The organism is Lentzea californiensis (assembly GCF_024648825.1).
GTDB classification, from domain to species: Bacteria; Actinomycetota; Actinomycetes; order Mycobacteriales; family Pseudonocardiaceae; genus Lentzea; species Lentzea californiensis.
In genome coordinates this window covers 308,290-333,531 of the sequence record NZ_JANBBE010000011.1, presented here as the reverse complement: position 1 = coordinate 333,531, position 25,242 = coordinate 308,290, and the positions used below count along the sequence as shown (strand labels likewise).

Here is a 25,242-nt window from a genome sequence, read left to right as displayed (position 1 = left end):
TACGGCAAGGCCTTCGAACGCGACCTGGCCGAGGCAGGGATCGAGTTGCTGCGACCGGCTCGCAAGGGCGAGCCCGAGCGGCCTGGCGCACGGTTGTTCAAGCCACTGCGCCAGACCATCGAGTCGATCAACCAGACCTTCAAAGGACAGCTCGACCTGGAGCAGCACGGCGGACGCACTCCAGCCGGAGTCATAGTCCGTGTCCTGCAACGGGTTCTGGCGCTGACCACCGCGATCTGGCACAACGACAAGACCGGGCAGCCAGTCATGCGGTCATTGACCGCCTACGACCACTGACCCCTTGGAATCAGTCATCTAGGCTGCTCAGACCCGACTCCACTGGGGAGACAGCATGCAAACTCACGTTCTGGAAACCGATGGCGCCGCCATCACCTACGACGTCAGCGGCTCCGGTGGCCGTCCGCTGATGATGATCGGGCAGCCGATGGACGCCAGCGGGTTCGTCGCGTTGCGCGCGCAGTTCCCGGATCGCACGGTCATCACCTACGACCCGCGCGGACTCGGTCGCAGCACCCGTTCGGACGGTCGCACCGACAACACCCCCGAGACCCAGGCCGCGGACGTGCACGCGGTGATCGAGGCCGTCGGCGGTCCGGTCGACCTGTTCGCGTCGAGCGGTGGCGCGGTCACCGCTCTCGAACTCGTCGCGGCGTACCCGGACGACGTCGTCACGCTCGTCGCGCACGAGCCGCCGATCATCGGCGTGCTGCCCGACGCGGCCGCCGCCCGCCGGGCGCGGGACGCGTTCATGGACGCCTACCAGGCCAAGGGCGGCGGCGCCGGCATGGCCGCGTTCATCCAGATGAGCTCGTGGCAGGGCGAGTACACCGACGAGTACTTCGCGCTGCCCCTGCCGGATCCCGCGCAGTTCGGGATGCCGGCCGAGGACGACGGCAAGCGCGACGACCCGTTGCTCGGGACGTCCTCGCTCGCCATCACCGACTACGCCCCGCGGGTGCAGGCGCTGGCCGCCGCGCCCACGCGAGTCGTGATCGCCGTCGGCGAGGAGACCGGTGACGCGTTCACCGCGCGCACGGCCGTCCACACGGCACGCCTGCTCGGCCAGGAGCCTGTGGTGTTCCCCAGCCACCACGGTGGTTTCATCGGCGGCGAGTTCGGTTACGCGGGCAAGCCCGAGGAGTTCGCCGTCAAGCTCCGCGAAGTGCTCGGCTGAGGACGACGTCGGCCGCGTGGTGAGCGCCTCCCGCGCCGGCGATGGCGGCACGCATCCGGTCGAGGTTGCGCCGGATCGTGCCGCTGGCGGCCACCCGTTCGACGGCCGCCCTGAGGTCCGCGTGGTCGCCGGCCCGTTCACCGAGGCCGAGTTCGGCGACGCGGTCGGCGTTCGCGGCCTGTTCCGGCGTCTGCGGGACGACGACCAGCGGCACGCCCTGGTGCAGCGCCTCCATCGTGGAGTTCATGCCGCCGTGGCTGATGAAAGCCTTGGCGTGCTTGAGGACCGCGGGTTGCGGGAACCAGGGCCGGACGTCGACGAGGTCCGTGCCCTCCACGCCTTCGGCGGTCATGGCGACCTGCCAGGCGCCGTCGCCGAACTGGTCCACGCACGCCCGGTAGAACGCGGCGTCGCTCATGACCGAGCCGAGCGAGACGAACAGCAGCGGCAGGTCGTCGCGCCGCGGTGACCACTCCTCGTCGAGCCGGCTGCCCAGCACCGGGCCGACGAAGTGGAACGTCTCGTCGAAGGTCTCCGCACGAGGCTGGAACTCGCGCGGCACGAACACGATGCTGCACTCCTCCGGCGCCTCGATCGTGCCCGGGACGTCGAGTTCGACCCCGTACCGGGCGGTGAACTCCGCCAGGTCGTCGGCGATGTGGCGCGCCAGACTCGCGTCCATGAGGTTGTAGTGGGCGTTGGACGCGGTGTGCGGCACGGTGCGCACGGCCGGTACACCGAGTGCGTGCGCGACGAGCCTGGCGGGCCAGTTCGTCGAGTCGTAGCAGATTAGATCGGGTGTGGTGACCCGGCAGTGGTCGAGCAGGACCGGGTAGGTCGCGGCCATCGCCCTGAAGTAGTGCGGAAACCACTCGTCGATCGGGTTGTCGGTGACGGGCCGGAAGGCGGGCAGCGCGGGGAGTTCCACCCACCGCGCGCCCGCTCCGGTCACCGCCTCGGCGTGCTCGGCGCCGGTCGCGTACTCGACCTCGGCACCGCGTCCGGTCAGTTCCTCGACGACCGCGAGGGTCGGCGTGACGTGGCCATGTCCTGCGAGCGTGACGAACAAGATCCCCATTGCTCCGATCCTGCCGAACGCGCGCAAGCGATTAACGCAGGAAGGCCTCGACCACCTCGGCCACCCGCTGTCCGCTGGCGAAGTCCGCCAGGTCACGCGGGTGCTCGCCCCGCACGGCCTGGGCGAACAGCGTGAGCCGCGAGTAGTCGGAACCGGTCTGCTCCAGCGCCACCGGTTCCCACGGACCGCCGTCCGAAGTGGACAGCAGGGCCCACTGGTCCAGGCGCAGCGATCGTTCGGTGCCCCAGGCGGTCCACTCGTAGACCTCGGGCCCGGCGAGGCCGGAGAACGCGGACACGTGCACCGGCACGCCGCTGCCCCGCAGCACACCGCGGGCCGCCACCTCGGCGGCGCCGGGCTCCGGGAAGTCCGACGACACGGATTCGACCGCGAGTGGCCCGAGCACCCGGTCGGTCAGGTAGACGAAGTGCGACAGCACCTCCCGGACGAACCCGCCCTGCTCGGAGCGCGACAACCAGGTCGCCTCCGCCTGGAACGCCCTGGGCCAGCGCGGGAACTGCAGCCGGACCTCGACGCCCCGCAGCGTGCCGAGCTCGGGCAGCCGCCGTTCGATCTCGATGGTGGCCACCATGTCCGACAGCGCGAAGTTCACGGCGTTCGGGCGGCCCTTCGCGGCTTCGGCCATCGCGCGGGCCTCGGTGAGGTCGACGGCCAGCGGCTTCTCGCAGAACACCGCCTTGCCGGCCCCGAAGGCCTTCAGCACGAGCTCGGCGTGCGAGGCGGGCGGCGTCGAGATGTACACGGCGTCCACATCGGACAACACGGCGTCCAGCGTCGTGACGACCGGGATGTCGAGCGTGCGGGGTACGACGTCGACGCCGGCGACCACGGTGAAGCCGGGATGCTGCCGCGCCGCCGTCAGCATCCGGGTGCCCATGGCTCCCAGGCCGACGACGGCGAGGCGAATCGGATCAGCGATCATGGCCCTATTCTGCAGGTGCCCAGGCCTTGGACAGCTTCACCCGTGCGCCGGTCTGCAACAACGAGTTGGTGTAGAGCCTGGACGCGACGAGCAAGATCGTCACCACGGTCACCGCGAGGATGCCGAGGGACAGCAGCGCCTCCCACGGCTTCGCCTGTTCGGCGAACAACCGCACCGGCATCGCGACGCCCGCCGTGAAGGGCACGAACGACATCCACTTCAGCACCACGGGGTTCTCGAAGAAGAACTGCACGCCGAAGTACGGTCCCATCACCGCGATCATAACGAGGCCCATGGTCGAGCCGAGGTCCTCCTGGCGGCTGACCAGCGCGCCGGCGACCGCCCACATGGACGAGATCAGCACGAACCCGAGCATCAGGAACGGGATGAACCAGCCCAGCGCGGGTGCCACCACCCCCAGCAGTTCGCCGAGTCCCGCGACCCGCAGCGCTATCGGTGCCGCGAGCGCCAGCACCACGACCTGTCCCAGCGTGAGGATCGTGTGCCCGAGGATCTTGCCGGCGAGCAGGGCCCGCACCGGCACCGTCGACACGAGGATCTCGACGATCCGCGTCTGCTTCTCGGTCACGGTGCTCTGCGCGATCGCCGCGCCGCCCATGCCGAACATCAGGAACACCAGCCCGAACACGAGAACCGTGACGAACCGCTGGCCGGAGTTCACCGCTGAGGCGTCCAGCAGCTCCACCGGGGGCGCCTGGACGAGCTGGCTGACCACGTCGCCCGGCGCGTCGTTGAGCGCGAGGACCTTGATCCCGGCGCCGTCCGGCACGATCGCGGCCTCGACGTCGTCGGCCCTGACCAGGTCGGCGGCCTCCTGGACGGTGCCGACCTCCCGCACGTCGAGTTCCTTGCCCTGCACCACCTGCACGGCCGAGCCGACCGCGGCGACCTTGGGGTCGTCGCCGCCGAACACCGTCGGCAGCACGGTGAGCGCGAACAACCCGACGATCGTGAAGGCGAAACCGATCCAGAAGCCCTTGGTGGTGACCAAGGTCTTCATCTCACGTTCGGCGACGAGCCACGTCGCCTGGCTGAAGGAGGCGCGAGCCATGTCAGATCACTTCCCTGAAGATCTCGTCCAGCGTGGGCACGACGGGCGTGAACGAGCGGACCTCGCCGCGTTCCAGTGCCGCCCTGAGCACCTGCTGGGGTTCCGCCTCGAACACCGCGCGCGGCCCGTCGAGCTCCAGGATCCTGGCGCCGGGCACGTCGCGGACCCAGCCCGCGTCCTGCGAGACGACGATCTCGTAGCGGCTGCCCGCGTGCTTGGCACGCAGCTCCTCGCGTGACCCGTTGGCCACGACCCGGCCCTTCGAGATGATCACGACGTCGTCGCAGAGCCGTTCCACGATCGCCAGCTGGTGGCTCGAGAACAACACCGGCACGCCACTGGCGGCCCGCTTGCGCAGCACGTCCAGCACGGTCTCGACGGCGATCGGGTCGAGGCCGGAGAACGGCTCGTCCAGGATCAGCACGGCCGGTTCGTGCACCAGCGCGGCGGCGATCTGCACGCGTTGCTGGTTGCCGAGCGACAACTCCTCCAGCCGGTCCCCCGCCCGGCCGGTGAGCTCCAGCTCTTCCAGCAACTGGTCGGTGTTGCGCTGCGCGGTCTCGCGGTCGACGCCGTGCAGCCGCGCCAGCCACGTGATCTGGTCGCGCACCTTCATCTTGGGGTAGAGCCCGCGTTCCTCCGGCATGTACCCGAAGTCCGGCCGCGTCTGCGGCGTCAGCTCCTGCCCCTGCCAGCTCACCGTTCCCGCGTTCGCGGCGAGCACCCCCAGCACGATGCGCATCGTGGTCGTCTTGCCCGACCCGTTGGCCCCCAGGAAGCCCGTCATCCGGCCGGGCCGGACGTCGAAGCTCACCTCGTCGAGCACCTTGTGATCGCCGAAGCTCCGGCTGATCCCCCTGACAGTCAACATGGGAGGAACGGTAGGTCGTCGCGTTCAAGATCGCGTCCGTCGTGCGGCATCATCCTCGCGGAGGACCCCTTACGGGCTAACGTGCTTGCATGACCTTCCGTTTGGCCGCGTACGCCGTGAGCATCGAGAACGACCGCGTGCTGCTCGTTCGTTGTGTGACGACGTACGGCGAAGACCACTGGTCGTTGCCCGGCGGTGCGGTGGAGCATTGCGAAGATCCGTTCGACGCGGTGGTCCGCGAGGTCGCCGAGGAGACCGGCTGCACGGGCGAGGTCGAGCGGCTGCTGGGCGTGGACTCCCGGGTCGTCCCCGCGGACGAACGCCACCTGTCCGAACAGGGGCCGCACCAGAACGTCGGCATCTTCTACCAGGTCCGGATCACCGGTGAACCGCGGCCGGAGCCGAACGGGGCGACCGCAGATCCTGTGTGGACATTGCTCTCCGACGTCGCGGGACTGCGCCGCTCATCGCTGGTCGACGTCGGCCTCGCGCTCGCCCTGGGGATGCCGCCGACCGGGCACGTCGGTCCCGTCGAGGTCGGCGGACTGGTCCAGCACTAGCGAGCCGTGGCCGTGATGCCCAGCCGGTGCCCGCCCGTGTAGACGTTCATCGACGTTCCGCGCAGGAACCCGACGAGCGTCACACCCATCTCCTCCGCCAGGTCGGCAGCGAGCGACGACGGCGCGGACACGGCGGTGAGCACCGGGATCCCGGCCATGACCGCCTTCTGCACCAGTTCGAACGACGCCCGGCCGCTCACCATCAGCACGGTGCTCGTCAGCGGCAGCCTGCCGTCGCGCGTCGCCCAGCCGACGACCTTGTCGACCGCGTTGTGCCGGCCGACGTCCTCGCGCAGGCACAGGAGGTCGCCCCCGGCGTCGAACAGCCCGGCCGCGTGCAGGCCGCCGGTGCGGTCGAAGACCCGTTGCGCGGCGCGGAGTTTGGCCGGGAACTCCGTGATCGTCTTCGGGTCGAGGCGGATCGGGTCGGCCGCCACCTGCCAGGTCGCCACGGTGCGCACGGCGTCCAGGCTCGCCTTGCCGCACAGGCCGCAGGACGAGGTGGTGTAGAAGTTGCGCTCGATCGACGGGTCGGGTGACGCGACGCCTTCCCCCAGACCGACGTCGAGCACGTTGTAGGTGTTGCCGCCGTCGGCCGTGGCGCCCGCGCAGTAGCGGATCGACACGATGTCGGACGGCGCGCGCACCACGCCCTCGCTGACCAGGAAGCCCGCGGCCAGGTCGAAGTCGTCACCCGGCGTGCGCATGGTCACGGCGAGGGACTTGCCCCGCACGCGGATCTCCAGCGGTTCCTCGACCGCCAGCGTGTCCGGCCGCACGGTGACCGCGTCGTCCACCAGTCGCACCACGCGCCGCCTGCTCGTCACTCGTCCCATGCCGTGCCTCCCAGCAGATCGCGACGCACTCGTCGAGCAGCCGCCGCAACACATCGTCCCCGGACATCGCCCTGACGGCCCTGGCCACGACCCAGTCGCGCGGCCACCACTTCGGCGCGACGATCCCGGCTCTCCTCGTACAGTGCACGATCAGGCGTTCGGCAGGCGCTTGCTCCGTGCCGATCACCTTGGTGGCGAACGGCAGCAGCCTCCTCCGCCCCTCCTCTGTGGACTGGTCGTTGACGCACCGCGCCACGCACGCCAGCACCGGGTGCACGCAGGCGGGCCGGTCCGACCACACCTCGCCCGCGAGCACGGACGTCAGTTCCATCAGGCAACAGCCGTCCGCCGGCGTCCGGTGCCAGCCCGTCGAGAGCCGCGGCACGCGGCTCACAGGCGCGGCCTCCCCGGTTGCGACAGGTGCGCGGTCAGCACCGCGCCCGCCAGCCCGAGCACGCCCGCCGCGATGAACGCGAACGCGGGCCCTTGCGAGGCAAGGACAACAGCGGCCAGCAACGCGCCCGCGGCCTTCGCGGTGTAGAGGACGCCGAAGTTCTGCGCGCCGTTCGTCTCGCCGAAGTACTCCCTGGTCACGCCGACCAGCAGCGAGTAGCAGCAGCCGGTGCCGAGGCCCGCGAGCGTGGCGCCGATGAGCAGCCCCGCGACGTTCTGGGAGTACAGCAGCACGAACTGCGCCAGTCCGCCCGTCGCGAGCGTCCAGACCAGCGCCTTCCTGCGTCCGACCCGGTCCGAGATCCACCCGACCAGCACGCGCCCGGTGCCCGTCGCCGCCGCCAGCGTGGCCAGCGCGACACCACCGAGCACCTTGTCGCCGACGAACAGGGGCAGGTACACCAGGTCGTAGAGCGACACCGCCGCCGCGAACGCGACACCGCCGTACAGCCACCAGAAAGTGCCGCACCGCATGGCCTCGTGCGTGCGGAACTCCTTGAGCGCGGACCGGTTCGGCACGCGCGCCCGGTCGAGCGCCCACTCACGCGGCGGGACGTGCGGCGGCCACCAGTGCTCGGGCGGTTCCTTCATCAGCGCGCCCGCCACCGCCACGACGACGGCGATCACGATCCCGGCCTGCAGGAGGAAACCACCACCGAAGAACAGCCCGGCGGCCAGCACGAACGGCACCGACCCGTACGCGAAAGCCCCGCTGACGAACGCGACCTTCCGCGTGACGCGCTCCGGATACCACCGCACGACAACGCCGAGACACGTCGCGTAGACCAGCCCCGCGCCGATGCCACCGAGGATCGCGTAGCCGACCAACTGACCCTGCCCCAGCGTCAGCAGCCCGGCGCCGCACAGAACCGCCCCGATCCACATCGCACCGGTGGACGTGAGCCTCTTCCGCTCTCTCAACCAGGCCGCCGGGAACGCCGTGCCCGCCTGGCACACGGTCCACAGCGCCAGTGCCCAGAACAACTCCGGCACACTCCACCGGTCCTGCAACTGAGGGATCAGCGCCCCGAACCCGTACTGCCCGATGCCGGCCGCGAGCATCGCCGCCCAAGCGGCCCATAGCACCGTGCGACGCGAACGCCCCGACGCCTCGACGTCGGTCTCCCCCACCCGGTAGAGCCTGCCGGCGTGGTCACGGACGTAAGTCGCGACTGGCATGCCCTTCACCCCGTCCCGCGGATTGCATACAGTATCCGGTAGGCTATACCACGGGAGCGAAGATGAACATGCCCTGGACGCTCGCCCGCCAGACGGCCCGCGACGCCGCGAAGCCGCTGGACGCGACCGAACTCGCCTTGCCCGACGCCCTGGGCCTTGCGCTCGCGTCGGGCGTGCGGGCCCTCACCGACCAGCCGACCTGCGCCACCTCGGCCATGGACGGCTACGCGGTGGCGGGCCCCGGCCCGTGGCGCGTCGTCGGCCGGGTGGCTGCCGGAGACCCGGTGCCCGAGGTGCTCCTGCGTCCAGGCGAGGCGTTCGGGGTGGCCACGGGAGCGCCGGTGCCGGACGGCTCGGACGCGGTCGTCCCGGTCGAGCTCTGTTCGGCCGGCGGCGCCCTCCTGGTCGCCGACGCCGTGCCCGGCAAGCACATCCGCCGCCGGGCCGAGGACTGGCCGGCAGGCGGCGAACTGGTCCCGGCCGGTTCCCTCGTCACCCCGGCCGTCCTGGGCCTCGCCGCCGGAGCGGGCCACGACACCCTCCTGGTTCACCGCCGCCCGAGGGTCGCCGTGATCGTCACCGGCGACGAGCTCCTCCACGCGGGTCTCCCCCGCCCAGGTCGAGTCCGCGACGCCATCGGCCCGATGCTCCCCGGTCTGCTCACCAGGGCCGACCTCGTCGGCACCACCCACCTGCACGACGATCCTTCCGCGCTGACCGACGCCCTCGCGTCCAGCCAGGCCGACGTCCTCGTCACGTGCGGCGCCACCTCGGCCGGCCCGGCCGACCACCTGCGCCGGGTGCTCACCGGTCTCGGCGCCGAGATCCTCATCAGCGGCGTCGCCTGCCGCCCCGGCCACCCGATGCTGCTCGCCGTCCTGCCCGACGGCCGCTGCGTCGCAGGCCTGCCCGGCAACCCGTTCGCCGCCCTGGCCGCCGTGCTGACCCTGCTGCACCCGCTGCTCGACGCCCTCGGCGGTCATGCCGTCCGTCCACCGGTCACGGCCTGGCTTCCCGACTCCGGTTCCCACCGCACCGACACCCGCCTGGTCCCGGTCACCCGATCCGGCGGTCTGGCCGTTCCCGTGGGCCACGACCGGCCCGGTTCACTGTGGGGCGCTGCGCTCGCCGACGCGTTCGCGGTCGTGCCGCCCGGTCACCGGGGCGGCGAGGTGGAGGTGCTCACTTGCGGGAGCGCCAGCTGACCTTCGACGAGCCGGCCTCGGGCGCGTCCTTCACGACGGTCCGCACCGGCAGCCCGAGGAAGTCGCCGAACCGCGCGGTGTGCTCGGCGAGCCGGTCGACGTCGAAGCCCGGCAGCGGCCGCAGTTCCACGTCCACCGAGGTCTTCTTCATGACCCGCCGCCACAGTCCCGCGATCTGGCCGTCCTCGATGATCGTCGCGTAGAACATGCCGTTGTAGGTGGAGATCGGGATCTCGTCGTACCGGGTGAAGAACGCGCCGCGGTCCTTGTAGCCGATCAGCAGCTCGTCGTAGGCGGGCAGCAGGAACGCGCCCGAGCCCGGTGTGAGGTCCGGCGGCAGCCAGTACTCCTTGCCGTCGAACTCCTCGCGCACCAACGAGTCCTTGACCGCCTCCAGGCCGCGGGAGGCCTCGCGCACGCCGATGCCGCACCAGTTCGCGAAGTCCGCCAGGGTTGCCGGGCCGTGGCTGCCGAAGAACCGCGACGCCAGCACGGCCATCGCCTCGTCGCCCTCCAGCGAACGCTGTTTCGGCGCCCATTCGTCGAGCAGCACGAACGTCTGCTCCTTGCCGCGCGGCGGTCCCGGCACCACCAGGCCCTCCTGGGCGAGGTGGATGAACGTGAAGTAGCTCTGCTGCCGGTCGTCCGGGATGCCGACACCCGCCATCAGATCGATCATCTCGCGCCGGGTGAGGCAGCCACCGCCCGTCAGCGCCTCTACGAAGGTCTTGCGCGCCAACGACATCAGCTCGGGGGTCATGTGGTGGTACTGCCACGCCTTGGGCGTGAGCCGGGCGAGGTCGCGGGCGCCGAACAGGCCGAGCATCCACCGGACGTCCTCGGCCAGGACGTAGTGGATCGTGCCGCGCATGAGCCACGTGCGGACGACGCGTCCGGCCTGCAGCGCCTCCTCGACGTCGGTGATGCGGGCCGCGGCGGTGCGCAGCCCGATCGCCCACAACGACTGGCCGTAGTCCTGGCCCTGCACGGCCCCGAGCGAGCGGACGACGTCCTCCGCCGACCGGAGCCGCCCGATGTTGCCGAGGCGCAGTGCCGCGATGTCCATCAGGACAGTCTCGGCGACGGCGCTCCAGCCTCGCTCAAGCGGGCCAGCAGCCGGTGTAGCCCTCGGCCAGGTACCTCGAGCCGGCCTCCGACCCGACGACCGAGGCCAGCTCGCCGAGTTGCCTGCGCACGTCGAAGTCCGTCGCGGCGGGCAGGGCGTGCAGCATCGTGGTCATCCAGTAGGAGAAGTGCTGCGCCTTCCACACCCGCTCCAGTGCGCGCGGACCGTACTCGTCGAGCGCGTCCGGGTCGTTCTTGAGCAGGGCGCGCTCGATGACCTCGCTGAGCACGCTCACGTCGGCCAGCGCCAGGTTCAGGCCCTTGGCGCCGGTCGGCGGCACGGTGTGGGCGGCGTCGCCCGCGAGCAGCAGGTTGCCGTGGCGCATGGGCTCCGCGACGAACGACCGGAAGCGCAGCACCGTCTTCTCGGTGATCGGGCCTTCGTTGAGCGTGAACCCGTCCGGCCCGGCGACCCGTTCCTGCAGCTCCTCCCAGATCCGGTCGTCGGACCACGTCGCGGCCTTGGTCTCCGGAGCGCACTGGAAGTACATGCGCTGGTGGGTCTCGGTGCGCTGGCTGATCAACGCGAACCCGCGCGGCGAGTGCGCGTAGATGAGCTCGGGGGCGCTGCGCGGCGCCTCGGTGATGATGCCGAACCAGGCGAACGGGTACTCGCGGGAACTGTGCCTGCGCAACGCTTCCGGCACCTCGGCGCGGCAGATCGAGCGGGAGCCGTCCGCGCCGACGAGCAGGTCGCAGCGCACCTCCTGAGCCACACCGGCGCTGTCGGTGAACCGGATCGCGGGCTGGCTGATGTCGACCGAGGTGTCACTGACACCGAACCGCACGTCGCCGCCGTCGCGTTCGCGTGCGTTCGCCAGGTCCACGAACACGTCGGTCTGCGGGTAGAGCCAGACCGATTCGCCCACCAGGGCGCGGAAGTCGACGCGGTGGCTCTCGCCGCCGAACCGCAGGTCGATGCCCTCGTGCGGATGCCCTTCGCGCAGCACGCGGTCCGAAACCCCGGTGCCGGCCAGCAGTCGCGCGCTGTCGGCTTCCAGGATGCCCGCGCGGACCGTGTTCTCGATCTCGGCTCGTGTTCTGTTGTCGATCACAACGCTGTCGATCCCGTTGAGGGACAACAGGTGCGAGAGCATCAGCCCCGCCGGTCCCGCACCGACGATGCCGACCTGGGTGCGCGTCATCAAAGCTCCTTCGTGAGCGGGACTGGAGGTGGCGAGGTCCACGGCGCCACCGGGTGAACGTTCACACGCCCTCTTTCAGGACCTGGCGTGCCACCGAGAACGCGTGGTTCGCCGCCGGCACCCCGCAGTAGATCGCGCTCTGCAGGATCACCTCGCCGATCTCCGCCTCGCTCAGCCCGTTCCGCACCGCCGCGGCGACATGCAGCTTCAGCTCGTCCCAGTGCCCATGCGCGATCAACGCCGTGAGCGTGATCGCGCTGCGCGTCCGCCGGTCGAGACCGGGCCTCGTCCAGACCTCACCCCAGGCGTACTTGGTGATGAACTCCTGGAAGTCGCGGGTGAACTCGTCCGGCGTCGCCCTGTCCACATGCGCGTCCCCGAGCACCTCACGCCGAACCTTCATGCCGTCGTCGTAGGACACCGCATCTCCCTGAGCAGCTCGATCAACGTCCGCGCCACCGCCGCCGGGTCCTCCGCGGGCGGCAGATGCCCACATCCCGCGAGCACCACGTCCGCCCCGTCCGGTGACACCACGACGTCGTGTTCCCCCACCAGCACCCGCAGGGGCCTGACCGCCTCACCGGCCTCGAACACCGCCAGCGCCTCACACGCCAGCGCGTACGACTCCTTGTCGGTCTCCGCCAGTGCCGTGAGCAATCCTCCGGCTACCCGCGGCGCCCGCTCGACGAACCCCGGCGCGAACCAGCGCCGCGCGGACCCGTCCACCATCACCGGCGTCCCGGCCCGCCGCACCAGCGCGGCCCGCTCACGCCACATCTCCGGCTCACCGATCCGCGGTGCCGCCCCGATGCTCACGACAGCCCCGAACGGCCCTTCGCCTCGCGTCGCCAGCTCGAACCCGGCCGCCCCGCCGAACGACACCCCGGCATACGCGCACGGCCGCCCGCCGGCCAAGGCCTCGGCGCGTTCCGTCAGCTCGTCCGCGATGCCCGGAACGGTGAAGGCTTCCTCAGCCGGCGCACCGTTGCCGTGCCCGGGCAGGTCCCACCCGATCACCTCGAAGCCGTCACCGAGGGCCTTCGCGCAGTCCCGCCACAGCAGGCTCACCGACGTGCCCAGCGAGGGCCCGACCACCAGCAGCTGCCCGGCACCCTCGACCCCCGCCAGCCGCGTCAGGCTCAGCTCAGTCGTCATTTTCTGTCGGACCTCTCTGAGACGATTGGAGTGGGGGCCTCCGCGTCCCCCGGAGGGGATCCAGTCGGGATCGATTCCGACGAAGCGCCTCGTCCACGAACACCTCGGCCGCCCCGAGGTACGAGGCCGGATCGGTGCCGCCGCCCCGCTCCGCCAGCAGTTCCGGTGCGGCCTCGGCGGCCCGGCGCGCCATCACGTCCGCGTGCACCTCGAGGCCCTCGGCCAGTTCCGCGGCCTGCGACGCCGCCACCACCGCCAGCTCCAGCAACGCCCGCAACGCCGGCCACTCCGCGTGCCAGGCCCCGTCCGGCCGCTCGTCCACCGCCCGCGCCGCGCACAGGTGCAGTTGCGCACCGAGCCCAGGTGCTCGCAGGGCCGCGCTGTTCACCAGCACCGACAGCACCGGGTTCCGCTTGTGCGGCATGGTCGACGACCCGCCCCGCCCGGCCACCGACCCCTCGCGGACCTCACCGATCTCCGGCCGCCCCAACGTCAGCAGGTCCGCCGCCATCACCCCAAGGGCATCGCAACAACGCACCACCGCGTCACCCAGCCGCGTGACCGGCGCACGGTAGGTGTGCCAGGGCATGCCCGGCCACACCAGCCCCAGGTGGCCGGCGAACGCCGATGCCGCCGCGACCGGGTCCGGCACCCGCGACAACGTCCCCGCCGCACCCCCGCACTGCACGGGCAGGGTGCGCGCCACGACCTCAAGCTCGTCCACGGCGTCGAGCACGCCCACCAGCCACCGCGCGGCCTTGAGCCCGAACGTGATCGGCACGGCGTGCTGCGTCAACGTCCGGCCGGCCATCACGCTGGACCGGTGCTCGTCCGCGAGCCCGGCCAGCGCACCGGCGACCCGGCCCAGGTCCGCCGACATCCGTTCCAAAGCCCCGCGAGCCAGCAGCATCAACGCGGAGTCGAGCACGTCCTGGCTGGTGAGTCCGGTGTGGACGGTGTCGGAGACGCGCGCCCGCAGGGCGTTGACCAGTGGCAGCACCGGGTTGCCGGCGGCCTCCACCTCGGCCGGGTCCAGCGACGGGACCCAGTCTCCGAGCGAGAGCGACGTCCCGAGCACGCGCGCCCAGGCGACTTCGACCTCCAGCATCGCCCGCACCAGCGCGGTGTCGTCGACGAGGCCGGCGGCACGATGGGAACCAGGCAGCACGATCACGTCCGCGGGAACTTGAAGAACACCGTCTCGGACGGCCCCTGCAGGTGGATGTCGAACCGGAGGCGCCCGTCGGCCTCCCGCGAGGCGACCAGCCCGTCGACCGCGTCCTCGGCACCGGGCAGGTAGATGCGGGTGAACAGCCGGTCGAGCAGCCCGCGGGCGAACACCGTCACCGCGAAAAATGGCAGCCCGGGCTCGACGGTGCTGAACCAGTAGTGCCCGGCGCCGTCGGTGCAGGACCGGCCCCAGCCCGTGAAGCCGGCACCGCGCCGCCGCAGCGACCCGCCGACCCGTGGCACGGCACCGGAGGCGTCGGCCTGGCGGATCTCGATCATCGCGTCCGGCACCGGATCGCCCGCGCCGTCGTGGACGTAGCCGTGCAGCACAACGGATCCGGCCGAGCCGAACGGCACCAGTTCGGAGTCGCCGGGGAACGCGAGCGCGTGGTGGAAGAACGGGCCGACGGTCTGGCCGGGAGTCGAGTCAGTCATCGGACGGCTCCAGGTAGGTCGCGTGGCTGCCGGTCAGCACTATGTCCCAGCGGTAGCCGAGCAGCCACTCGTGCTCGGACCGCGAGTGGTCGTACGACGCGATCAGCCGCGCCAGGGCGGCGGGGTCGGTGATCGACTGCGCGATCGGGTCCAGCGCCAGCAGCTGGTCGCCGGGGAAGTACATCTGCGTGATCAGCCGCTGCGTGAAGTCGGTGCCGAACAACGAGAAGTGGATGTGCGCGGGCCGCCAGGCGTTGTGGTGGTTGCGCCACGGGTAGGGGCCCGGCTTGATCGAGGTGAACGAGTACCAGCCGTCGTCGTCGGTGAGGCAACGGCCGACGCCGGTGAAGTTCGGGTCCAGCGGCGCCGGGTGCTGGTCGCCCTGGTGCGAGTAGCGGCCGGCGGCGTTGGCCTGCCAGACCTCGACGAGCTGGCGGCGCACCGGACGGCCGTCGCCGTCGAGCACGCGGCCTTGCACGCGGATGCGTTCGCCGATCGGCTCGCCGCCGCCCTGCACGGTCAGGTCGGCCTCGATCGCGGCGACGTCGGAGTGGCCGAAGACGGGCGCGAGCAGCTCGGCGCCCTCGGGGTCGACGGGCCGGGGGTCCTTGGTCGGGTGGCGCAACGTCGTGCTGCGGTACGGCGCGAAGTCCAGCAGCGGCGCACCTCCCGGTGAGTCGGCCTGGATCTTCGCGATCTCGTCGCTGATCGTGTGCTGGCTGGTCGTCACGCGAACGAACGCTAGGCAACCGTCGCATCGGAGTCGACCGAACCTTTCCGCTGAACGGAAATGTTGGCGTTAACTTGACGGCTGTGAGACGACCGCTCATATTGGTGGTATGGCAAGGGCAAGTGTGCGAGAGCAGATCGTCGACGCCGCGTTCGAGCAGTTCCACAAGCACGGCTACAACGCGTGCGGCGTCAAGCTGATCACGGACAGCGCCAAGGTTCCCAAGGGGTCGTTCTACAACCATTTCGAGAGCAAGGAAGCACTCGCTCTCGTCGTGATGGACCGCTACGGCCAGACACGGCACCTCGACAAGCTCCAGACCCCGAAGACCGCGCCACTGGCCCGGTTGCGCCACCACTTCGAGGCCCTCGCGCAGGACATCGTGGACCTCGGCTACGAACGCGGCTGCGTCTTCGGCAACTTCAGCACCGAGGCGGCCGACCACATCCCCGCGATCCGCGCGGGCGTCGAAGCCGCCTTCGGCCACTGGGCGGACGCGATCGCCGCCACGATCCGCGAGGCCCAGGACGACGGGTCCGTGACGACCGCCCAGAGTCCCGAGACCCTGGCCAGGTTCCTGCTCAACTCCTGGGAGGGCGCCATCGTCGGCGAACGCGCCGCCAAGGACGGGTCGTCGTTCGCAGCGTTCTTCACGGTCGTCTTCGAGGTCGTCCTGCCCTGAGACCGGTCAGACAGAACCCGTCCGCCGATCCCCTTGACGAAATCTAAGACGACCGGTCATATTGGATTCATGAGCGACATCCAACCCCGGTTCCGCACCATCGACGGTCTGTCGATCCGTTACGCCGTGAGCGCCGGCAGCAAGCCATCGGCGCTGCTGCTCAGTCCGTGGCCCGAGAGCATCTATGCCTTCGACCAGGTCTGGGCGAAGCTCGCCGAGCACGCGAACCTGATCGCGGTCGACCTGCCCGGCTTCGGGCACTCCGAGCTGCGCCAGGACCTGTTGTCCCCCAGCCGGATGGGCGACTTCGTCCTGCGCGTCGCCGACGCGTTCGAACTCGACCGGCCCCATGTCGTCGGCCCCGACGTCGGCACCAGCGCGGCCCTGTTCGCCGCAGCCCAGGCGCCGAGCCGGTTCCGCAGCCTCGTGATCGGCAGCGGCGGCTCGATCTCCCCGACCGACCTCGGCTCACCACTGCACGAGTGGGTCCACGACGAGGACCTCGCGCCGTACCGGGCGATGGGCCCCAAGGACGTGGTGAACGTCGCGATGGACTTCATCGAGGGCTACGAGCTGCCCGACGTGGTGCGGCAGGACTACCTCGCCGCCTACCAGGGCCAGCGGTTCGTCGAGCAGATGGCGTACGTGCGCGCCTACCCGGCAGAGCTGCTCACGCTGAGCGAGCTGCTGCCGGGCATCACCACACCCGTCCAGCTGATCAACGGCAAGCGCGACACGGTCGTGCCGGTCTCCAACATGGAGTACCTGCACGAGCGGCTGCCGAACAGCAGGCTGGACGTCGTGGACGCCGCGCACTTCGTGTGGGAGGAGAACGCGGACGAGTACGCCCGCATCGTGACCGAGTGGTGGCAACAGCACTAACCGGTGGTGCAGGCCGTCCCGTTGACGCTGAACGAACTCGGCGCCGAGATGGGCCCGGTGACGGCGCCGTTGAAGCCGAACGTCACCGAGCCGTCCTGGACGATCAGCGCGTTGTAGCCGGCGTTGGTCACGCTCACATCGGCGCCGGACTGGGACACCGTGCCGTTCCACAGCTGCGTCACGGTCTCTCCGTCGGCGAACCGCCAGCGGACCGTCCAGGCCTCCACCAGCGCGCCGCTGACGTTGCGGATGGTCACGTCGGCCTGGAAGGCACCGGGCCACTGGTTGTTGATCCGGTAGACCACGATGCACGGCGCCGCGGGCGGCGGAGCCGGGGCGCTGGTCGACGAGGGCGGCGGCGCGGGACATCCGCCCTGGGCCCACAGGCCGAGTTTCGCCTTCTCCGCCTTGCTCTCCGCCTCGACGAGCGGGCCACCGTCCACGCCGGAGGTGCGCAGGAAGCCGTACTGCACGGCCAGCAACGCGTAGTCGGTGCCGTCCGGCAACGTTAGCGAGATCTCGCCCGGAGTGATGCTGCTCACCCGGACCTCTTTGTCCAGCAACGCCTTCGTGGCGAAGTCGAGGGCAGCGGGGGCGGCGCACGGCGGCGGTTCGGCCAGCAGCGAGATGCGGGCACGGGTGCCGTCGGCCAGTTCGACGGTGCGGCCGTCCACAACGGTGCGCACCTTTGTGGACGGCTCTTTCGCTGCTGTGTCAGGGGAAGAGGCTCGGGGTGCGGGGAAGGGCCTGCCGTCCTGCGGAGCCGTGCACCCGGCCACGAGCAAGGTCAACAGCACCAACAAGTGCTTTCGTGCTGCCATTGGACAAATCTATCGCTGGAGGCCGCGTCCGCAATCGGCTGTTCGGAGTTGATCAACTCGGGCGTTCAGAGTCGTGATCGGTCCGGGCCGTGCGCCGGGGCGCCGGATGTGCGAGCTTGGGGTGGCCACAGTTGCGCGGATGGTTCCCTGCCGTTCATCAGCTCGTGGTGATCAACAGCAAGGATCACGACGTACCTCGTTCCCTGCCGATGGAGGTCTGAAGTGCACACCCTGCGACCGCACCGGACACGTCGCCTGTTCGCCGCCCTCGCCGTCGTCGCGTCCGTCCTCGGCGTGACCACGGCCGTGGCACCCGCGGCCGATGCCGCCGTCTACAACTCCTGCACTCAGTCGCGCTGTTCCGCGGCCCGCACCGCCAACTCGACCTGGTCGAGCAAGGGTTACCCGAGCACGCGCGGCTGGGTCAGCAACTGGTCGGGCAGCCTGTGCAACTACGCCGGTGGCGTTCACCAGAACCGCGAGGGCCAGCTGCCCGCGGGCCACAGCTACCTGGAGTTCGACGTCTACCCGCGTGCGTGCGGGGCGTCCCGGGACGCGTACCGGATCATCGTCGACCGCACCGCCGGCACCGTCTACTTCTCCCCCGACCACTACGGCAACTTCTACCGCCTCTAGGGGTTCACCCGGCGCTGCGGTCGATCCACGACCGCAGCGCCCACCAGGTGTGCAGCGTCGTCAGCACGTGTGAACGTCCCGCGTCCGGGTTCTCTCCGAGGTCGGCGCCGGTCAGCTCCACCAGCCGGTCCAACCGGTACCGCACGGTGTTCGCGTGGATGTGCAGCGCGGTGGCCGTCGCGCTGAGCCGGCCGCCGTTGTCCAGGTAGCACAACGCCGTCACCACCATCTCGTGGTGGAACGTGCTCTTCGGGTCCAGCTGGCCGAGCAACGCGTCGGCGAGCGTGTCCGCCAGCCCGGGGAACGCCGCGAGAGCGGTCTCACCGGCAAGGTCGGTCAGCAGCCGCACACCCAGCGAGGCACCCGCGGCCGCCAACGCCCGCGTGCACATCGAGTACGTGCCCCGCAACGACTTCAGCGCCGTCGCGGGTGACACCACAAGAAGGTCGTCCGACCACGACGGCGCCGCGTGCGTGAGTCCCGCCAAGCGCCCCTCGACCAGCCCGTACACGCCGCCGAACGCGTGCAGCCGCTGTTCCAGCGTCCGGGCGTGGCTCGGGTCGGTCACCCCGGAGACCACGCAGTGGTACCGCCCGTCGGGGCGCAGGCCGGCGCGAGCGAGTTCGGACACGTCCGGGAACTCGCCGGACACCAGCAACCGCCGCAGCACCTGGGCGTTCAGGTCGCGGGCCGTGCGCGACAGCTGCAGCTCGGCGGTGTGCTAGCCGCTGATGATGTGCCGCTCGACCGCGCCGACGTAGTGGTCCAGGTCGATCATGAAGTCGAGGATCGTGCCGTCGTCGACCTCCAGTGACCGCACGAGCTCGACGCTCGCCCTGATCAACTCGGTGCGCCCGGCGTGCACCCCGCGCAGCAGTCCCGCCATCGACACGCCCTGGGCAGCGCGGTCCGACCCCAGCGACAACGCGGCGGAGAAGTCGCCGTCGTCGGGCGAGCCGCCGCGTTCGAGGTGCGCGATCCCTTCGGACAGCAGGAACGCGATGTGCCGGCGGTTCTCCTCCGCGGGCAGCAGGGCGACCTCCGGCGAGTTGCCGCGGGCCGCGTCGACGACCCGTTCGACGACCTTGTCGTCGGCGGCGACCGCTTCGAGCACCCGCCGGACCATCGCGGACATACCCGGCACGTCGTCTCCCGAACACCACGTTGTGTGACGGCCACAACACAGCCGTCGCTGGTTGGCGGCGGGACCCTATCCCCCGCTCTCCGGTTACTGGTTAGTTGCTTTACGCGAGAATAATTCGCGTTGGCACCACCCTTCAACGAGGAAGGCCCTGGGATGTCAGAACGGAGCATCAGCCGCCGCAACCTGCTGGCCGCGAGCGGCGCGATAGGCGCGATCGCCGCGAGCGGGACCCTGGGGCAGGCAGTCGCCGGAGCGGCGCCGCGAGTCGACGCGGACGTCATCGTCATCGGACACGGCCTGGCGGGCCTCGTGGCGACCTCGGAACTGGCCGCGGCGGGCCGCAAGGTGCTGCTGCTGGACCAGGAACCCGAGGCCAGCCTGGGCGGACAGGCCTTCTGGTCGCTGGGCGGCCTCTTCTTCGTGAACTCGCAGGAGCAGCGGACCGCGGGCATCAAGGACTCGCTGGAGCTGGCCCGCGCCGACTGGTTCAACACCGCTGGCTTCGACCGCGGCGTGAACGACCCCCTGGGCGAGGACTACTGGGCCGCGAAGTGGGCCGAGGCGTACCTGAACTTCGCCGCCGGCGAGAAGCGCGACTGGCTCTACGGGCTGGGCGTCCGCTGGGTGCCGATCGTCGGCTGGGCAGAACGCGGCGGGCAACTGGCGGACGGCCCGGGCAACTCGGTGCCGCGCTTCCACATGACGCTGGGCACCGGCCCAGGCGTGATGGAACCTTTCGAGAAGAAGGTGCGCGACGCCGTTCGCGACAACAAGGTCACCTTCAAGTTCCGGCACCAGGTGGACGGCCTGATCACCTCCAACGGCGCCGTCACCGGCGTGCGCGGCAGCGTCCTGGAGGCCAGCAGCGCCGCGCGCGGCACCCCCAGCTCCCGCAAGAAGATCGGCGACTTCGAGCTGCACGCACCGATGGTCGTGGTCACCTCCGGCGGCATCGGCGCCGACAAGGACCTGGTGCGCCGCAACTGGCCGGCCCGCCTGGGCCCGGCACCACAGCGCCTGGTCACCGGCGTCCCGGCCCACGTGGACGGCCGGATGCTGGCGATCACCGAACTGGCAGGCGGCCGCCTGGTCAACCGAGACCGCATGTGGCACTACACCGAGGGCATGATCAACCACACGCCGATCTGGCCGGACCACGGCATCCGCGTGCTGGCGGCACCGTCGTCCCTGTGGCTCGACGCCCGAGGCAAGCGCTTCCCCAACCCGGGCATCCCGTCACTGGACACGCTCGGCACCCTGGAGCTGATCGGCAGGTCCGGCTACGACTACTCGTGGTTCGTCCTGAACAAGAAGATCATCGACAAGGAGTTCGTGCTCTCCGGCTCAGAGCAGAATCCGGAGATCACCGCCAAGAACCTGATCGCCTACCTGGCAATGCGCCTGCTGAACAGCACGCCACCGCCGGTGAAGGCGTTCATGGACAAGGGCGTCGACTTCGTGATCAAGAACAACCTGCCTGACCTGGTAGCGGGCATGAACGCCCTGACCGGCCAGAACCTGATCAACCTGGACGATCTCCGCCGCCAGATCACCATCCGGGACCAGCAAACGGACAACCCGTTCTCCAAGGACGTCCAGGTGATGGGCATCCGCAACTCCCTGGCCTACAGCGGCGACAGCCTCGCCCGCACAGCGAGCTTGCACAAACTCCTGGACGCGGGCTCCGGCCCACTGATCGCAATCAGGATGAACATCCTGACCCGCAAAACCCTGGGCGGCCTGCAAACCGACCTGCAGGGCCGCGTACTGGGCGCGAACGCCCAACCAATCCGCGGCCTCTACGCAGCAGGCGAAGTAGCAGGCTTCGGAGGCGGCGGCGTACACGGCTACCGAGCCCTGGAAGGCACGTTCCTGGGCGGCTGCCTGTTCTCCGGCCGAGCAGCAGGCCGAGCAGCCGCAGCAGAAAGCGCCTAGCGCCCACAATCCCGGGGTCTGCGGTCTCCCCTGTTGACCGCAGACCCCGCACCGAATGCCCACGCATTCGCGAAGCCGAAGGCGAGCCGTCCTTACCGCAAGGCAAGGGCGGTGGGTCCCGTCACGAGTCGCGCCATAGCTCTTGCTGCATGCAGGTAGGGGTGTCAACTCGACACGCTTTCGTCGAGTTGACACCCCTACCTGCATGTGGCCCGCTCTTGGTGCGGCTCGTGACGAGACCCCACCGCCACAACGCACCCTCAACGCAACAGGCGTGCCATCAACCCACCCACGGCGTCACCCCCCGATCAGATTGCCGGGGTCTGGGGCAGAGCCCCAGGAAAACGCACGCAACCGCAAGCCCGCTGCCCGCAAGGTGACCACCCACAAGAGTCGCGCACCGCCCGCACCTTTGACATACCCATACCCCCCTAGGGTATAAATGTGACGAGCCCACCGCACCCCCGGACAACCACCCGGCCGAGCGATGGCAGGAACGGAGCGAGACATGCACGGCTACGCCACCACGAAAGACGCCCACCTGCGCCGCCTACGCAGAATCGAAGGCCAGGTCCGCGGCTTGCAACGGATGATCGACCAGGACGAGTACTGCATAGACGTGCTCACCCAGATCTCCGCGGCCACCAGGGCGTTGCAGGCAGTCTCACTGGGGCTGCTCGACGAGCACCTCAAGCACTGCGTGAGCCAGGCCATGACCGAGGGCGGCACCACAGCCGACGCGAAGATCGCGGAGGCAAGCGACGCCATCGCCCGCCTGGTCCGCTCCTAACCCGCGACCTGCGAGGAATACGACCATGACCGAGTCCGTCCACACCGCCAGCGCGACGAACTGGCGGGCTGACCAGTGAAGACCGGATACAAGGTCGCGCTCTACACCGCGACACTGGCAGTGGTGTTCGGCGCAACCTGGGCGGCAGGCGCCGCAACCGGACCACCGGAAACACCCGCGGCCCACAGCGAGGAAGCCACGCACGGCGACGAAACCACACACGGCGGCCACGAGGTGACCCCGGTCAAGATCCCACCAGGACTGTCCGTTTCAGACAACGGCTACACCCTGCGCCTGAACGAGAACAAGTCGCTGGCCTTCCACATAGAAGGCCCGGACGGTCAGCCGGCGACGAAGTTCGAGGTCGAACACGAGAAGCGCCTGCACCTGATCGTGGTCCGCCGCGACGGCTCGAACTTCCAGCACGTCCACCCTGAAATGGCACCGGACGGCACGTGGTCGATCCCCCTGGGCCTCCCCGACGCAGGCAGCTACCGGGTGTTCGCCGACTTCAAGCCGGAGGACGGCCCCAAGACCACCCTGGGCGCGGACGTCCACACACCAGGCGACTACCGCCCGAAGACCTACGCCGACAGCCGCACGTTCACCGCAGACGGCTACGAGGTATCCCTCACGGGTGAGCTCAACCCGGGCAAGGCGTCGACCGTCACCATCGAGATCAGCAAGAACGGCAGACCGGTGACGGATCTGCAGAACTACCTGGGCGCCAAGGGACACCTGGTCGCGCTGCGCGCGTCCGACCTGGCGTACCTGCACGTGCACCCGGAGGAGAGCGACCAGGTGAAGTTCGCGGTCGAGGTCCCGACGGCCGGCAGGTACCGGCTGTTCCTGGACTTCCAGCACGAGGACCAGGTCCGCACCGCGGAGTTCACGCTCACGACGCACGAGGAGGGCGGTCATGGCCACTGACACCATCGAGATCTCGATCGGCGGCATGACCTGCGCATCCTGCGCGGCCCGGATCGAGCGCAAGCTCAACAAGCTGGACGGCGTCGAGGCGTCGGTGAACTACGCGACCGAGAAGGCGCGGATCAGCTACGCGGGCGAACTCACGCCCGCCGACCTGGTGAAGGTGGTCGAGGACACCGGCTACACCGCCGAACTCCCCGCCGCAGCCCCGGCCGAGAAGCCGGGCGACGACCCGGTGAGGACGTTGCGGGAGCGGTTGATCACGTCGGCCGTGCTGTCGGTGCCGGTGGTCGTGCTCGCGATGGTCCCGGCCCTGCAGTTCACGTACTGGCAGTGGCTGTCGCTGGCCCTAGCCGCGCCGGTCGTCACGTATGCCGCGTGGCCGTTCCACAAGGCGGCGTGGACGAACCTCAGGCACGGCGCCGCCACGATGGACACGCTGATCTCGATCGGCGTGGGGGCGGCGTTCCTGTGGTCGCTCTACGCGCTGTTCCTCGGCACGGCGGGCACGCCCGGCATGACGCACGGGTTCACGTTCACCATCGAGCGGATGGCCGGGACCGGCAGCATCTACCTCGAGGTCGCGGCGGGCGTCACGACGTTCATCCTGGCCGGGCGCTACTTCGAGGCGCGGTCCAAGCGGCGGGCCGGGGCGGCGTTGCAGGCGCTGCTCGAACTCGGCGCCAAGGAGGTCGCGGTCCTGAGGGACGGCCGTGAGGTCCGCGTCCCGGCGGACGAGCTCGAGGCCGGCGACCGGTTCGTCGTCCGTCCCGGCGAGAAGATCGCCACGGACGGCGTCGTCGAGGAAGGCACCTCGGCTGTCGACGCGAGCATGCTCACCGGTGAGTCGGTGCCGGTGGAGGTGCGGCCCGGTGACGCGGTGGCCGGTGCGACGGTCAACGCCGGCGGGCGGCTCGTCGTGCGCGCCACGCGGATCGGGTCGGACACGCAGCTCGCGCAGATGGCCCGGCTGGTCGAGGAGGCGCAGAACGGCAAGGCCGAGGTGCAGCGCCTCGCGGACCGGATCTCGGCCGTGTTCGTGCCGATCGTCATCGCTCTCGCGGTGGGCACGCTCGGGTTCTGGCTCGGCATGGGCGGCGGCGTGGGAGCGGCGTTCACGGCCGCGGTCGCGGTGCTGATCATCGCCTGCCCGTGTGCGCTGGGCCTGGCGACGCCGACGGCGCTGCTCGTCGGCACCGGCCGGGGTGCCCAGCTCGGCATCCTGATCAAGGGCCCGGAGGTGCTGGAGTCCACCCGCCGCGTCGACACCGTGGTGCTCGACAAGACCGGCACGGTGACGACGGGCCGGATGAGCCTGGTGAGCGTTCACACCGCCGAGGGTGAGGACGAGGACGAGGTCCTGAAGCTCGCCGGGGCGCTGGAGAACGGGTCCGAGCACCCGATCGCCAGAGCGATCGTCCAGGCCGCGGGCGACGTGCCCGCCGTCGAGGACTTCCAGAACGTCGAGGGTCTCGGCGTGCAGGGCGTGGTGAACGCTCACGCGGTGCTCGTGGGCCGGGAACGCCTGCTCAGCGACTGGAGCGTGCAGCTCGACCCCCGTCTCACCGAGGCCCGGGAGGCGGCGGAACGGCAGGGGCGCACGGCGGTGCTGGTCGCGTGGGACGGCAAGGCCCGGGGCGTGCTGGTCGTCGCGGACACGGTGAAGCCCACGTCGAAGGAGGCCATCGCGGGCCTCCGGCGGCTCGGGCTGCGTCCGGTGCTGCTGACCGGCGACAACAGGGCCGCGGCGGAAGCGGTGGCGGCCGAGGTCGGCATCGACGAGGTCATCGCCGAGGTGCTGCCGGCCGACAAGGTCGACGTCGTGAAGCGCCTGCAGGACGAGGGACGCGTCGTGGCGATGGTCGGGGACGGCGTGAACGACGCCGCCGCGCTCGCCCAGGCCGATCTGGGCCTGGCCATGGGCACCGGCACGGACGTCGCGATCGAGGCCAGCGACCTCACGCTGGTGCGCGGTGACCTGCGGGCCGCCGTCGACGCGATCAGGCTGGCGCGGCGCACGCTCAGCACGATCAAGGGCAACCTGTTCTGGGCGTTCGCCTACAACGTCGCCGCACTGCCGCTGGCGGCGCTGGGCCTGCTCAACCCGATGATCGCGGGGGCGGCCATGGCGTTCTCGTCGGTGTTCGTGGTGAGCAACAGCCTGCGGTTGCGCGCCTTCCGCTGACAGGACCCTCACGGGCGGTTTCGTA

26 protein-coding genes and 1 pseudogene are annotated in these 25,242 nt (G+C 70.3%); 11 read left to right on the top strand and 16 right to left on the bottom strand.

Features of this window, described 5'->3' with window-relative positions:
• Window positions 1-297, top strand: a pseudogene (locus tag LX88_RS33535) (IS982 family transposase); the annotation flags it as partial.
• Window positions 298-352: 55 nt separating this feature from the next.
• Complete coding sequence (locus tag LX88_RS33530; protein WP_258951796.1) at window positions 353-1,195, top strand: alpha/beta fold hydrolase; 843 nt, start codon at window positions 353-355, stop codon at window positions 1,193-1,195.
• Here LX88_RS33530 and LX88_RS33525 read toward each other — a convergent pair.
• Genes LX88_RS33525 through LX88_RS33510 form a run of 4 tightly spaced genes read right to left on the bottom strand, consistent with a single transcriptional unit; the run spans window position 1,170 to window position 5,159 of the window.
• Window positions 1,170-2,273: a macrolide family glycosyltransferase gene (locus LX88_RS33525; protein ID WP_258951795.1), complete on the bottom strand. Its 1,104-nt coding sequence runs from the start codon at window positions 2,271-2,273 to the stop codon at window positions 1,170-1,172. The genes LX88_RS33530 and LX88_RS33525 overlap by 26 nt on opposite strands.
• A 31-nt stretch (window positions 2,274-2,304) precedes the next feature.
• A complete protein-coding gene (locus tag LX88_RS33520; RefSeq protein WP_258951794.1) occupies window positions 2,305-3,216 on the bottom strand; it encodes a Gfo/Idh/MocA family protein in 912 nt (303 codons plus the stop codon).
• A gap of 4 nt (window positions 3,217-3,220) precedes the next feature.
• On the bottom strand, window positions 3,221-4,288 hold the full coding sequence (locus LX88_RS33515) for an ABC transporter permease (protein ID WP_258951793.1): 1,068 nt from the start codon (window positions 4,286-4,288) through the stop codon (window positions 3,221-3,223).
• Window position 4,289: 1 nt separating this feature from the next.
• The gene (locus tag LX88_RS33510) at window positions 4,290-5,159 is read right to left on the bottom strand and encodes an ABC transporter ATP-binding protein (protein WP_258951792.1); all 870 of its coding nucleotides are present in this window, start codon (window positions 5,157-5,159) and stop codon (window positions 4,290-4,292) included.
• A gap of 89 nt (window positions 5,160-5,248) precedes the next feature.
• On the opposite strand from LX88_RS33510, the gene LX88_RS33505 reads away from it, so the two are divergent.
• Window positions 5,249-5,719 (top strand): NUDIX hydrolase, encoded by a 471-nt coding sequence (locus LX88_RS33505; RefSeq protein WP_258951791.1) that lies wholly within the window; start codon window positions 5,249-5,251, stop codon window positions 5,717-5,719.
• Here LX88_RS33505 and fdhD read toward each other — a convergent pair.
• Together fdhD and LX88_RS33495 are read right to left on the bottom strand one after the other, a co-directional pair.
• A complete protein-coding gene (gene fdhD / locus LX88_RS33500) occupies window positions 5,716-6,555 on the bottom strand; it encodes a formate dehydrogenase accessory sulfurtransferase FdhD (protein ID WP_258951790.1) in 840 nt (279 codons plus the stop codon). The genes LX88_RS33505 and fdhD overlap by 4 nt on opposite strands.
• Before the next feature lie 390 nt (window positions 6,556-6,945).
• The gene (locus tag LX88_RS33495; protein ID WP_258951789.1) at window positions 6,946-8,187 is read right to left on the bottom strand and encodes an MFS transporter; all 1,242 of its coding nucleotides are present in this window, start codon (window positions 8,185-8,187) and stop codon (window positions 6,946-6,948) included.
• A 62-nt stretch (window positions 8,188-8,249) separates the two neighbouring features.
• On the opposite strand from LX88_RS33495, the gene LX88_RS33490 reads away from it, so the two are divergent.
• Window positions 8,250-9,392 carry a molybdopterin molybdotransferase MoeA gene (locus LX88_RS33490; RefSeq protein WP_258951788.1) on the top strand — a complete coding sequence of 381 codons (1,143 nt, stop codon included), beginning with the start codon at window positions 8,250-8,252 and terminating at the stop codon, window positions 9,390-9,392.
• On the opposite strand, the gene LX88_RS33485 is transcribed toward LX88_RS33490, so the two are convergent.
• From LX88_RS33485 to pcaH, 7 genes are all read right to left on the bottom strand, one after another.
• On the bottom strand, window positions 9,370-10,458 hold the full coding sequence (locus tag LX88_RS33485; protein ID WP_258951787.1) for a winged helix DNA-binding domain-containing protein: 1,089 nt from the start codon (window positions 10,456-10,458) through the stop codon (window positions 9,370-9,372). The two genes, LX88_RS33490 and LX88_RS33485, sit on opposite strands and share 23 nt — an antisense overlap.
• Window positions 10,459-10,492: 34 nt before the next feature.
• Complete coding sequence (locus tag LX88_RS33480; protein ID WP_258951786.1) at window positions 10,493-11,662, bottom strand: 4-hydroxybenzoate 3-monooxygenase; 1,170 nt, start codon at window positions 11,660-11,662, stop codon at window positions 10,493-10,495.
• Between the two features lie 61 nt (window positions 11,663-11,723).
• Window positions 11,724-12,065 (bottom strand): 4-carboxymuconolactone decarboxylase, encoded by a 342-nt coding sequence (pcaC, locus tag LX88_RS33475; RefSeq protein WP_258951802.1) that lies wholly within the window; start codon window positions 12,063-12,065, stop codon window positions 11,724-11,726.
• A complete protein-coding gene (locus LX88_RS33470) occupies window positions 12,062-12,817 on the bottom strand; it encodes an alpha/beta fold hydrolase (RefSeq protein WP_258951785.1) in 756 nt (251 codons plus the stop codon). Before LX88_RS33470 ends, pcaC begins: the two co-directional genes overlap by 4 nt.
• A complete protein-coding gene (locus LX88_RS33465; protein WP_258951784.1) occupies window positions 12,807-13,991 on the bottom strand; it encodes a lyase family protein in 1,185 nt (394 codons plus the stop codon). Before LX88_RS33465 ends, LX88_RS33470 begins: the two co-directional genes overlap by 11 nt.
• Window positions 13,988-14,482, bottom strand: coding sequence for a dioxygenase family protein (locus LX88_RS33460; protein WP_258951783.1), 495 nt, complete (start codon window positions 14,480-14,482; stop codon window positions 13,988-13,990). Before LX88_RS33460 ends, LX88_RS33465 begins: the two co-directional genes overlap by 4 nt.
• Window positions 14,475-15,212 carry a protocatechuate 3,4-dioxygenase subunit beta gene (gene pcaH / locus LX88_RS33455; RefSeq protein WP_372511469.1) on the bottom strand — a complete coding sequence of 246 codons (738 nt, stop codon included), beginning with the start codon at window positions 15,210-15,212 and terminating at the stop codon, window positions 14,475-14,477. Before pcaH ends, LX88_RS33460 begins: the two co-directional genes overlap by 8 nt.
• Window positions 15,213-15,321: 109 nt before the next feature.
• On the opposite strand from pcaH, the gene LX88_RS33450 reads away from it, so the two are divergent.
• A complete protein-coding gene (locus tag LX88_RS33450; protein ID WP_258951782.1) occupies window positions 15,322-15,894 on the top strand; it encodes a TetR/AcrR family transcriptional regulator in 573 nt (190 codons plus the stop codon).
• Between the two features lie 69 nt (window positions 15,895-15,963).
• Window positions 15,964-16,776 carry an alpha/beta fold hydrolase gene (locus LX88_RS33445; RefSeq protein WP_258951781.1) on the top strand — a complete coding sequence of 271 codons (813 nt, stop codon included), beginning with the start codon at window positions 15,964-15,966 and terminating at the stop codon, window positions 16,774-16,776.
• Here LX88_RS33445 and LX88_RS33440 read toward each other — a convergent pair.
• Window positions 16,773-17,462, bottom strand: a complete 690-nt coding sequence (locus LX88_RS33440; protein ID WP_258951780.1) for a cellulose binding domain-containing protein — start codon at window positions 17,460-17,462, stop codon at window positions 16,773-16,775. The two genes, LX88_RS33445 and LX88_RS33440, sit on opposite strands and share 4 nt — an antisense overlap.
• Window positions 17,463-17,819: 357 nt before the next feature.
• Here LX88_RS33440 and LX88_RS33435 point away from each other — a divergent pair, with 357 nt between their 5' ends.
• Window positions 17,820-18,233, top strand: a complete 414-nt coding sequence (locus LX88_RS33435; protein WP_258951779.1) for a ribonuclease domain-containing protein — start codon at window positions 17,820-17,822, stop codon at window positions 18,231-18,233.
• Between the two features lie 4 nt (window positions 18,234-18,237).
• Here the strand turns inward: LX88_RS33435 and LX88_RS33430 are convergent, their stop codons facing one another.
• Both LX88_RS33430 and LX88_RS33425 read right to left on the bottom strand, forming a co-directional pair.
• A complete protein-coding gene (locus LX88_RS33430; RefSeq protein ID WP_258951778.1) occupies window positions 18,238-18,903 on the bottom strand; it encodes a PucR family transcriptional regulator in 666 nt (221 codons plus the stop codon).
• Between the two features lie 51 nt (window positions 18,904-18,954).
• The gene (locus LX88_RS33425; RefSeq protein ID WP_258951777.1) at window positions 18,955-19,368 is read right to left on the bottom strand and encodes an RsbRD N-terminal domain-containing protein; all 414 of its coding nucleotides are present in this window, start codon (window positions 19,366-19,368) and stop codon (window positions 18,955-18,957) included.
• 162 nt (window positions 19,369-19,530) lie between these two features.
• Between LX88_RS33425 and LX88_RS33420 the strand changes: the two genes are divergently transcribed.
• The 4 genes from LX88_RS33420 (at window position 19,531) to LX88_RS33405 (ending at window position 25,217) form a co-directional block, all read left to right on the top strand.
• Window positions 19,531-21,312: an FAD-binding dehydrogenase gene (locus LX88_RS33420; RefSeq protein WP_258951776.1), complete on the top strand. Its 1,782-nt coding sequence runs from the start codon at window positions 19,531-19,533 to the stop codon at window positions 21,310-21,312.
• Between the two features lie 508 nt (window positions 21,313-21,820).
• Window positions 21,821-22,102, top strand: coding sequence for a metal-sensitive transcriptional regulator (locus LX88_RS33415; RefSeq protein WP_258951775.1), 282 nt, complete (start codon window positions 21,821-21,823; stop codon window positions 22,100-22,102).
• Window positions 22,103-22,177: 75 nt separating this feature from the next.
• Window positions 22,178-23,032 carry a DUF8832 domain-containing protein gene (locus tag LX88_RS33410; protein WP_258951774.1) on the top strand — a complete coding sequence of 285 codons (855 nt, stop codon included), beginning with the start codon at window positions 22,178-22,180 and terminating at the stop codon, window positions 23,030-23,032.
• Window positions 23,022-25,217 carry a heavy metal translocating P-type ATPase gene (locus LX88_RS33405; protein WP_258951773.1) on the top strand — a complete coding sequence of 732 codons (2,196 nt, stop codon included), beginning with the start codon at window positions 23,022-23,024 and terminating at the stop codon, window positions 25,215-25,217. The genes LX88_RS33410 and LX88_RS33405 overlap by 11 nt, the downstream gene beginning before the upstream one ends.
• Window positions 25,218-25,242 lie beyond the last annotated feature (25 nt).

What these genes read in the sequence shown, in the direction of transcription:
- LX88_RS33490 (WP_258951788.1), top strand. Translation starts at nt 8,250, where the DNA reads ATGAACATGCCCTGGACGCTCGCCCGCCAGACGGCCCGCGACGCCGCG.
- LX88_RS33460 (WP_258951783.1), bottom strand. Translation starts at nt 14,482, where the DNA reads ATGACTGACTCGACTCCCGGCCAGACCGTCGGCCCGTTCTTCCACCAC.
- LX88_RS33420 (WP_258951776.1), top strand. Translation starts at nt 19,531, where the DNA reads ATGTCAGAACGGAGCATCAGCCGCCGCAACCTGCTGGCCGCGAGCGGC.
- LX88_RS33505 (WP_258951791.1), top strand. Translation starts at nt 5,249, where the DNA reads ATGACCTTCCGTTTGGCCGCGTACGCCGTGAGCATCGAGAACGACCGC.
- LX88_RS33480 (WP_258951786.1), bottom strand. Translation starts at nt 11,662, where the DNA reads ATGACGCGCACCCAGGTCGGCATCGTCGGTGCGGGACCGGCGGGGCTG.
- LX88_RS33425 (WP_258951777.1), bottom strand. Translation starts at nt 19,368, where the DNA reads ATGTCCGCGATGGTCCGGCGGGTGCTCGAAGCGGTCGCCGCCGACGAC.
- LX88_RS33520 (WP_258951794.1), bottom strand. Translation starts at nt 3,216, where the DNA reads ATGATCGCTGATCCGATTCGCCTCGCCGTCGTCGGCCTGGGAGCCATG.
- LX88_RS33405 (WP_258951773.1), top strand. Translation starts at nt 23,022, where the DNA reads ATGGCCACTGACACCATCGAGATCTCGATCGGCGGCATGACCTGCGCA.
- LX88_RS33510 (WP_258951792.1), bottom strand. Translation starts at nt 5,159, where the DNA reads ATGTTGACTGTCAGGGGGATCAGCCGGAGCTTCGGCGATCACAAGGTG.
- fdhD (WP_258951790.1), bottom strand. Translation starts at nt 6,555, where the DNA reads ATGGGACGAGTGACGAGCAGGCGGCGCGTGGTGCGACTGGTGGACGAC.
- LX88_RS33530 (WP_258951796.1), top strand. Translation starts at nt 353, where the DNA reads ATGCAAACTCACGTTCTGGAAACCGATGGCGCCGCCATCACCTACGAC.
- LX88_RS33445 (WP_258951781.1), top strand. Translation starts at nt 15,964, where the DNA reads ATGAGCGACATCCAACCCCGGTTCCGCACCATCGACGGTCTGTCGATC.
- LX88_RS33470 (WP_258951785.1), bottom strand. Translation starts at nt 12,817, where the DNA reads ATGACGACTGAGCTGAGCCTGACGCGGCTGGCGGGGGTCGAGGGTGCC.
- LX88_RS33450 (WP_258951782.1), top strand. Translation starts at nt 15,322, where the DNA reads ATGGCAAGGGCAAGTGTGCGAGAGCAGATCGTCGACGCCGCGTTCGAG.
- LX88_RS33495 (WP_258951789.1), bottom strand. Translation starts at nt 8,187, where the DNA reads ATGCCAGTCGCGACTTACGTCCGTGACCACGCCGGCAGGCTCTACCGG.
- pcaC (WP_258951802.1), bottom strand. Translation starts at nt 12,065, where the DNA reads ATGAAGGTTCGGCGTGAGGTGCTCGGGGACGCGCATGTGGACAGGGCG.
- LX88_RS33525 (WP_258951795.1), bottom strand. Translation starts at nt 2,273, where the DNA reads ATGGGGATCTTGTTCGTCACGCTCGCAGGACATGGCCACGTCACGCCG.
- LX88_RS33415 (WP_258951775.1), top strand. Translation starts at nt 21,821, where the DNA reads ATGCACGGCTACGCCACCACGAAAGACGCCCACCTGCGCCGCCTACGC.
- LX88_RS33485 (WP_258951787.1), bottom strand. Translation starts at nt 10,458, where the DNA reads ATGGACATCGCGGCACTGCGCCTCGGCAACATCGGGCGGCTCCGGTCG.
- LX88_RS33515 (WP_258951793.1), bottom strand. Translation starts at nt 4,288, where the DNA reads ATGGCTCGCGCCTCCTTCAGCCAGGCGACGTGGCTCGTCGCCGAACGT.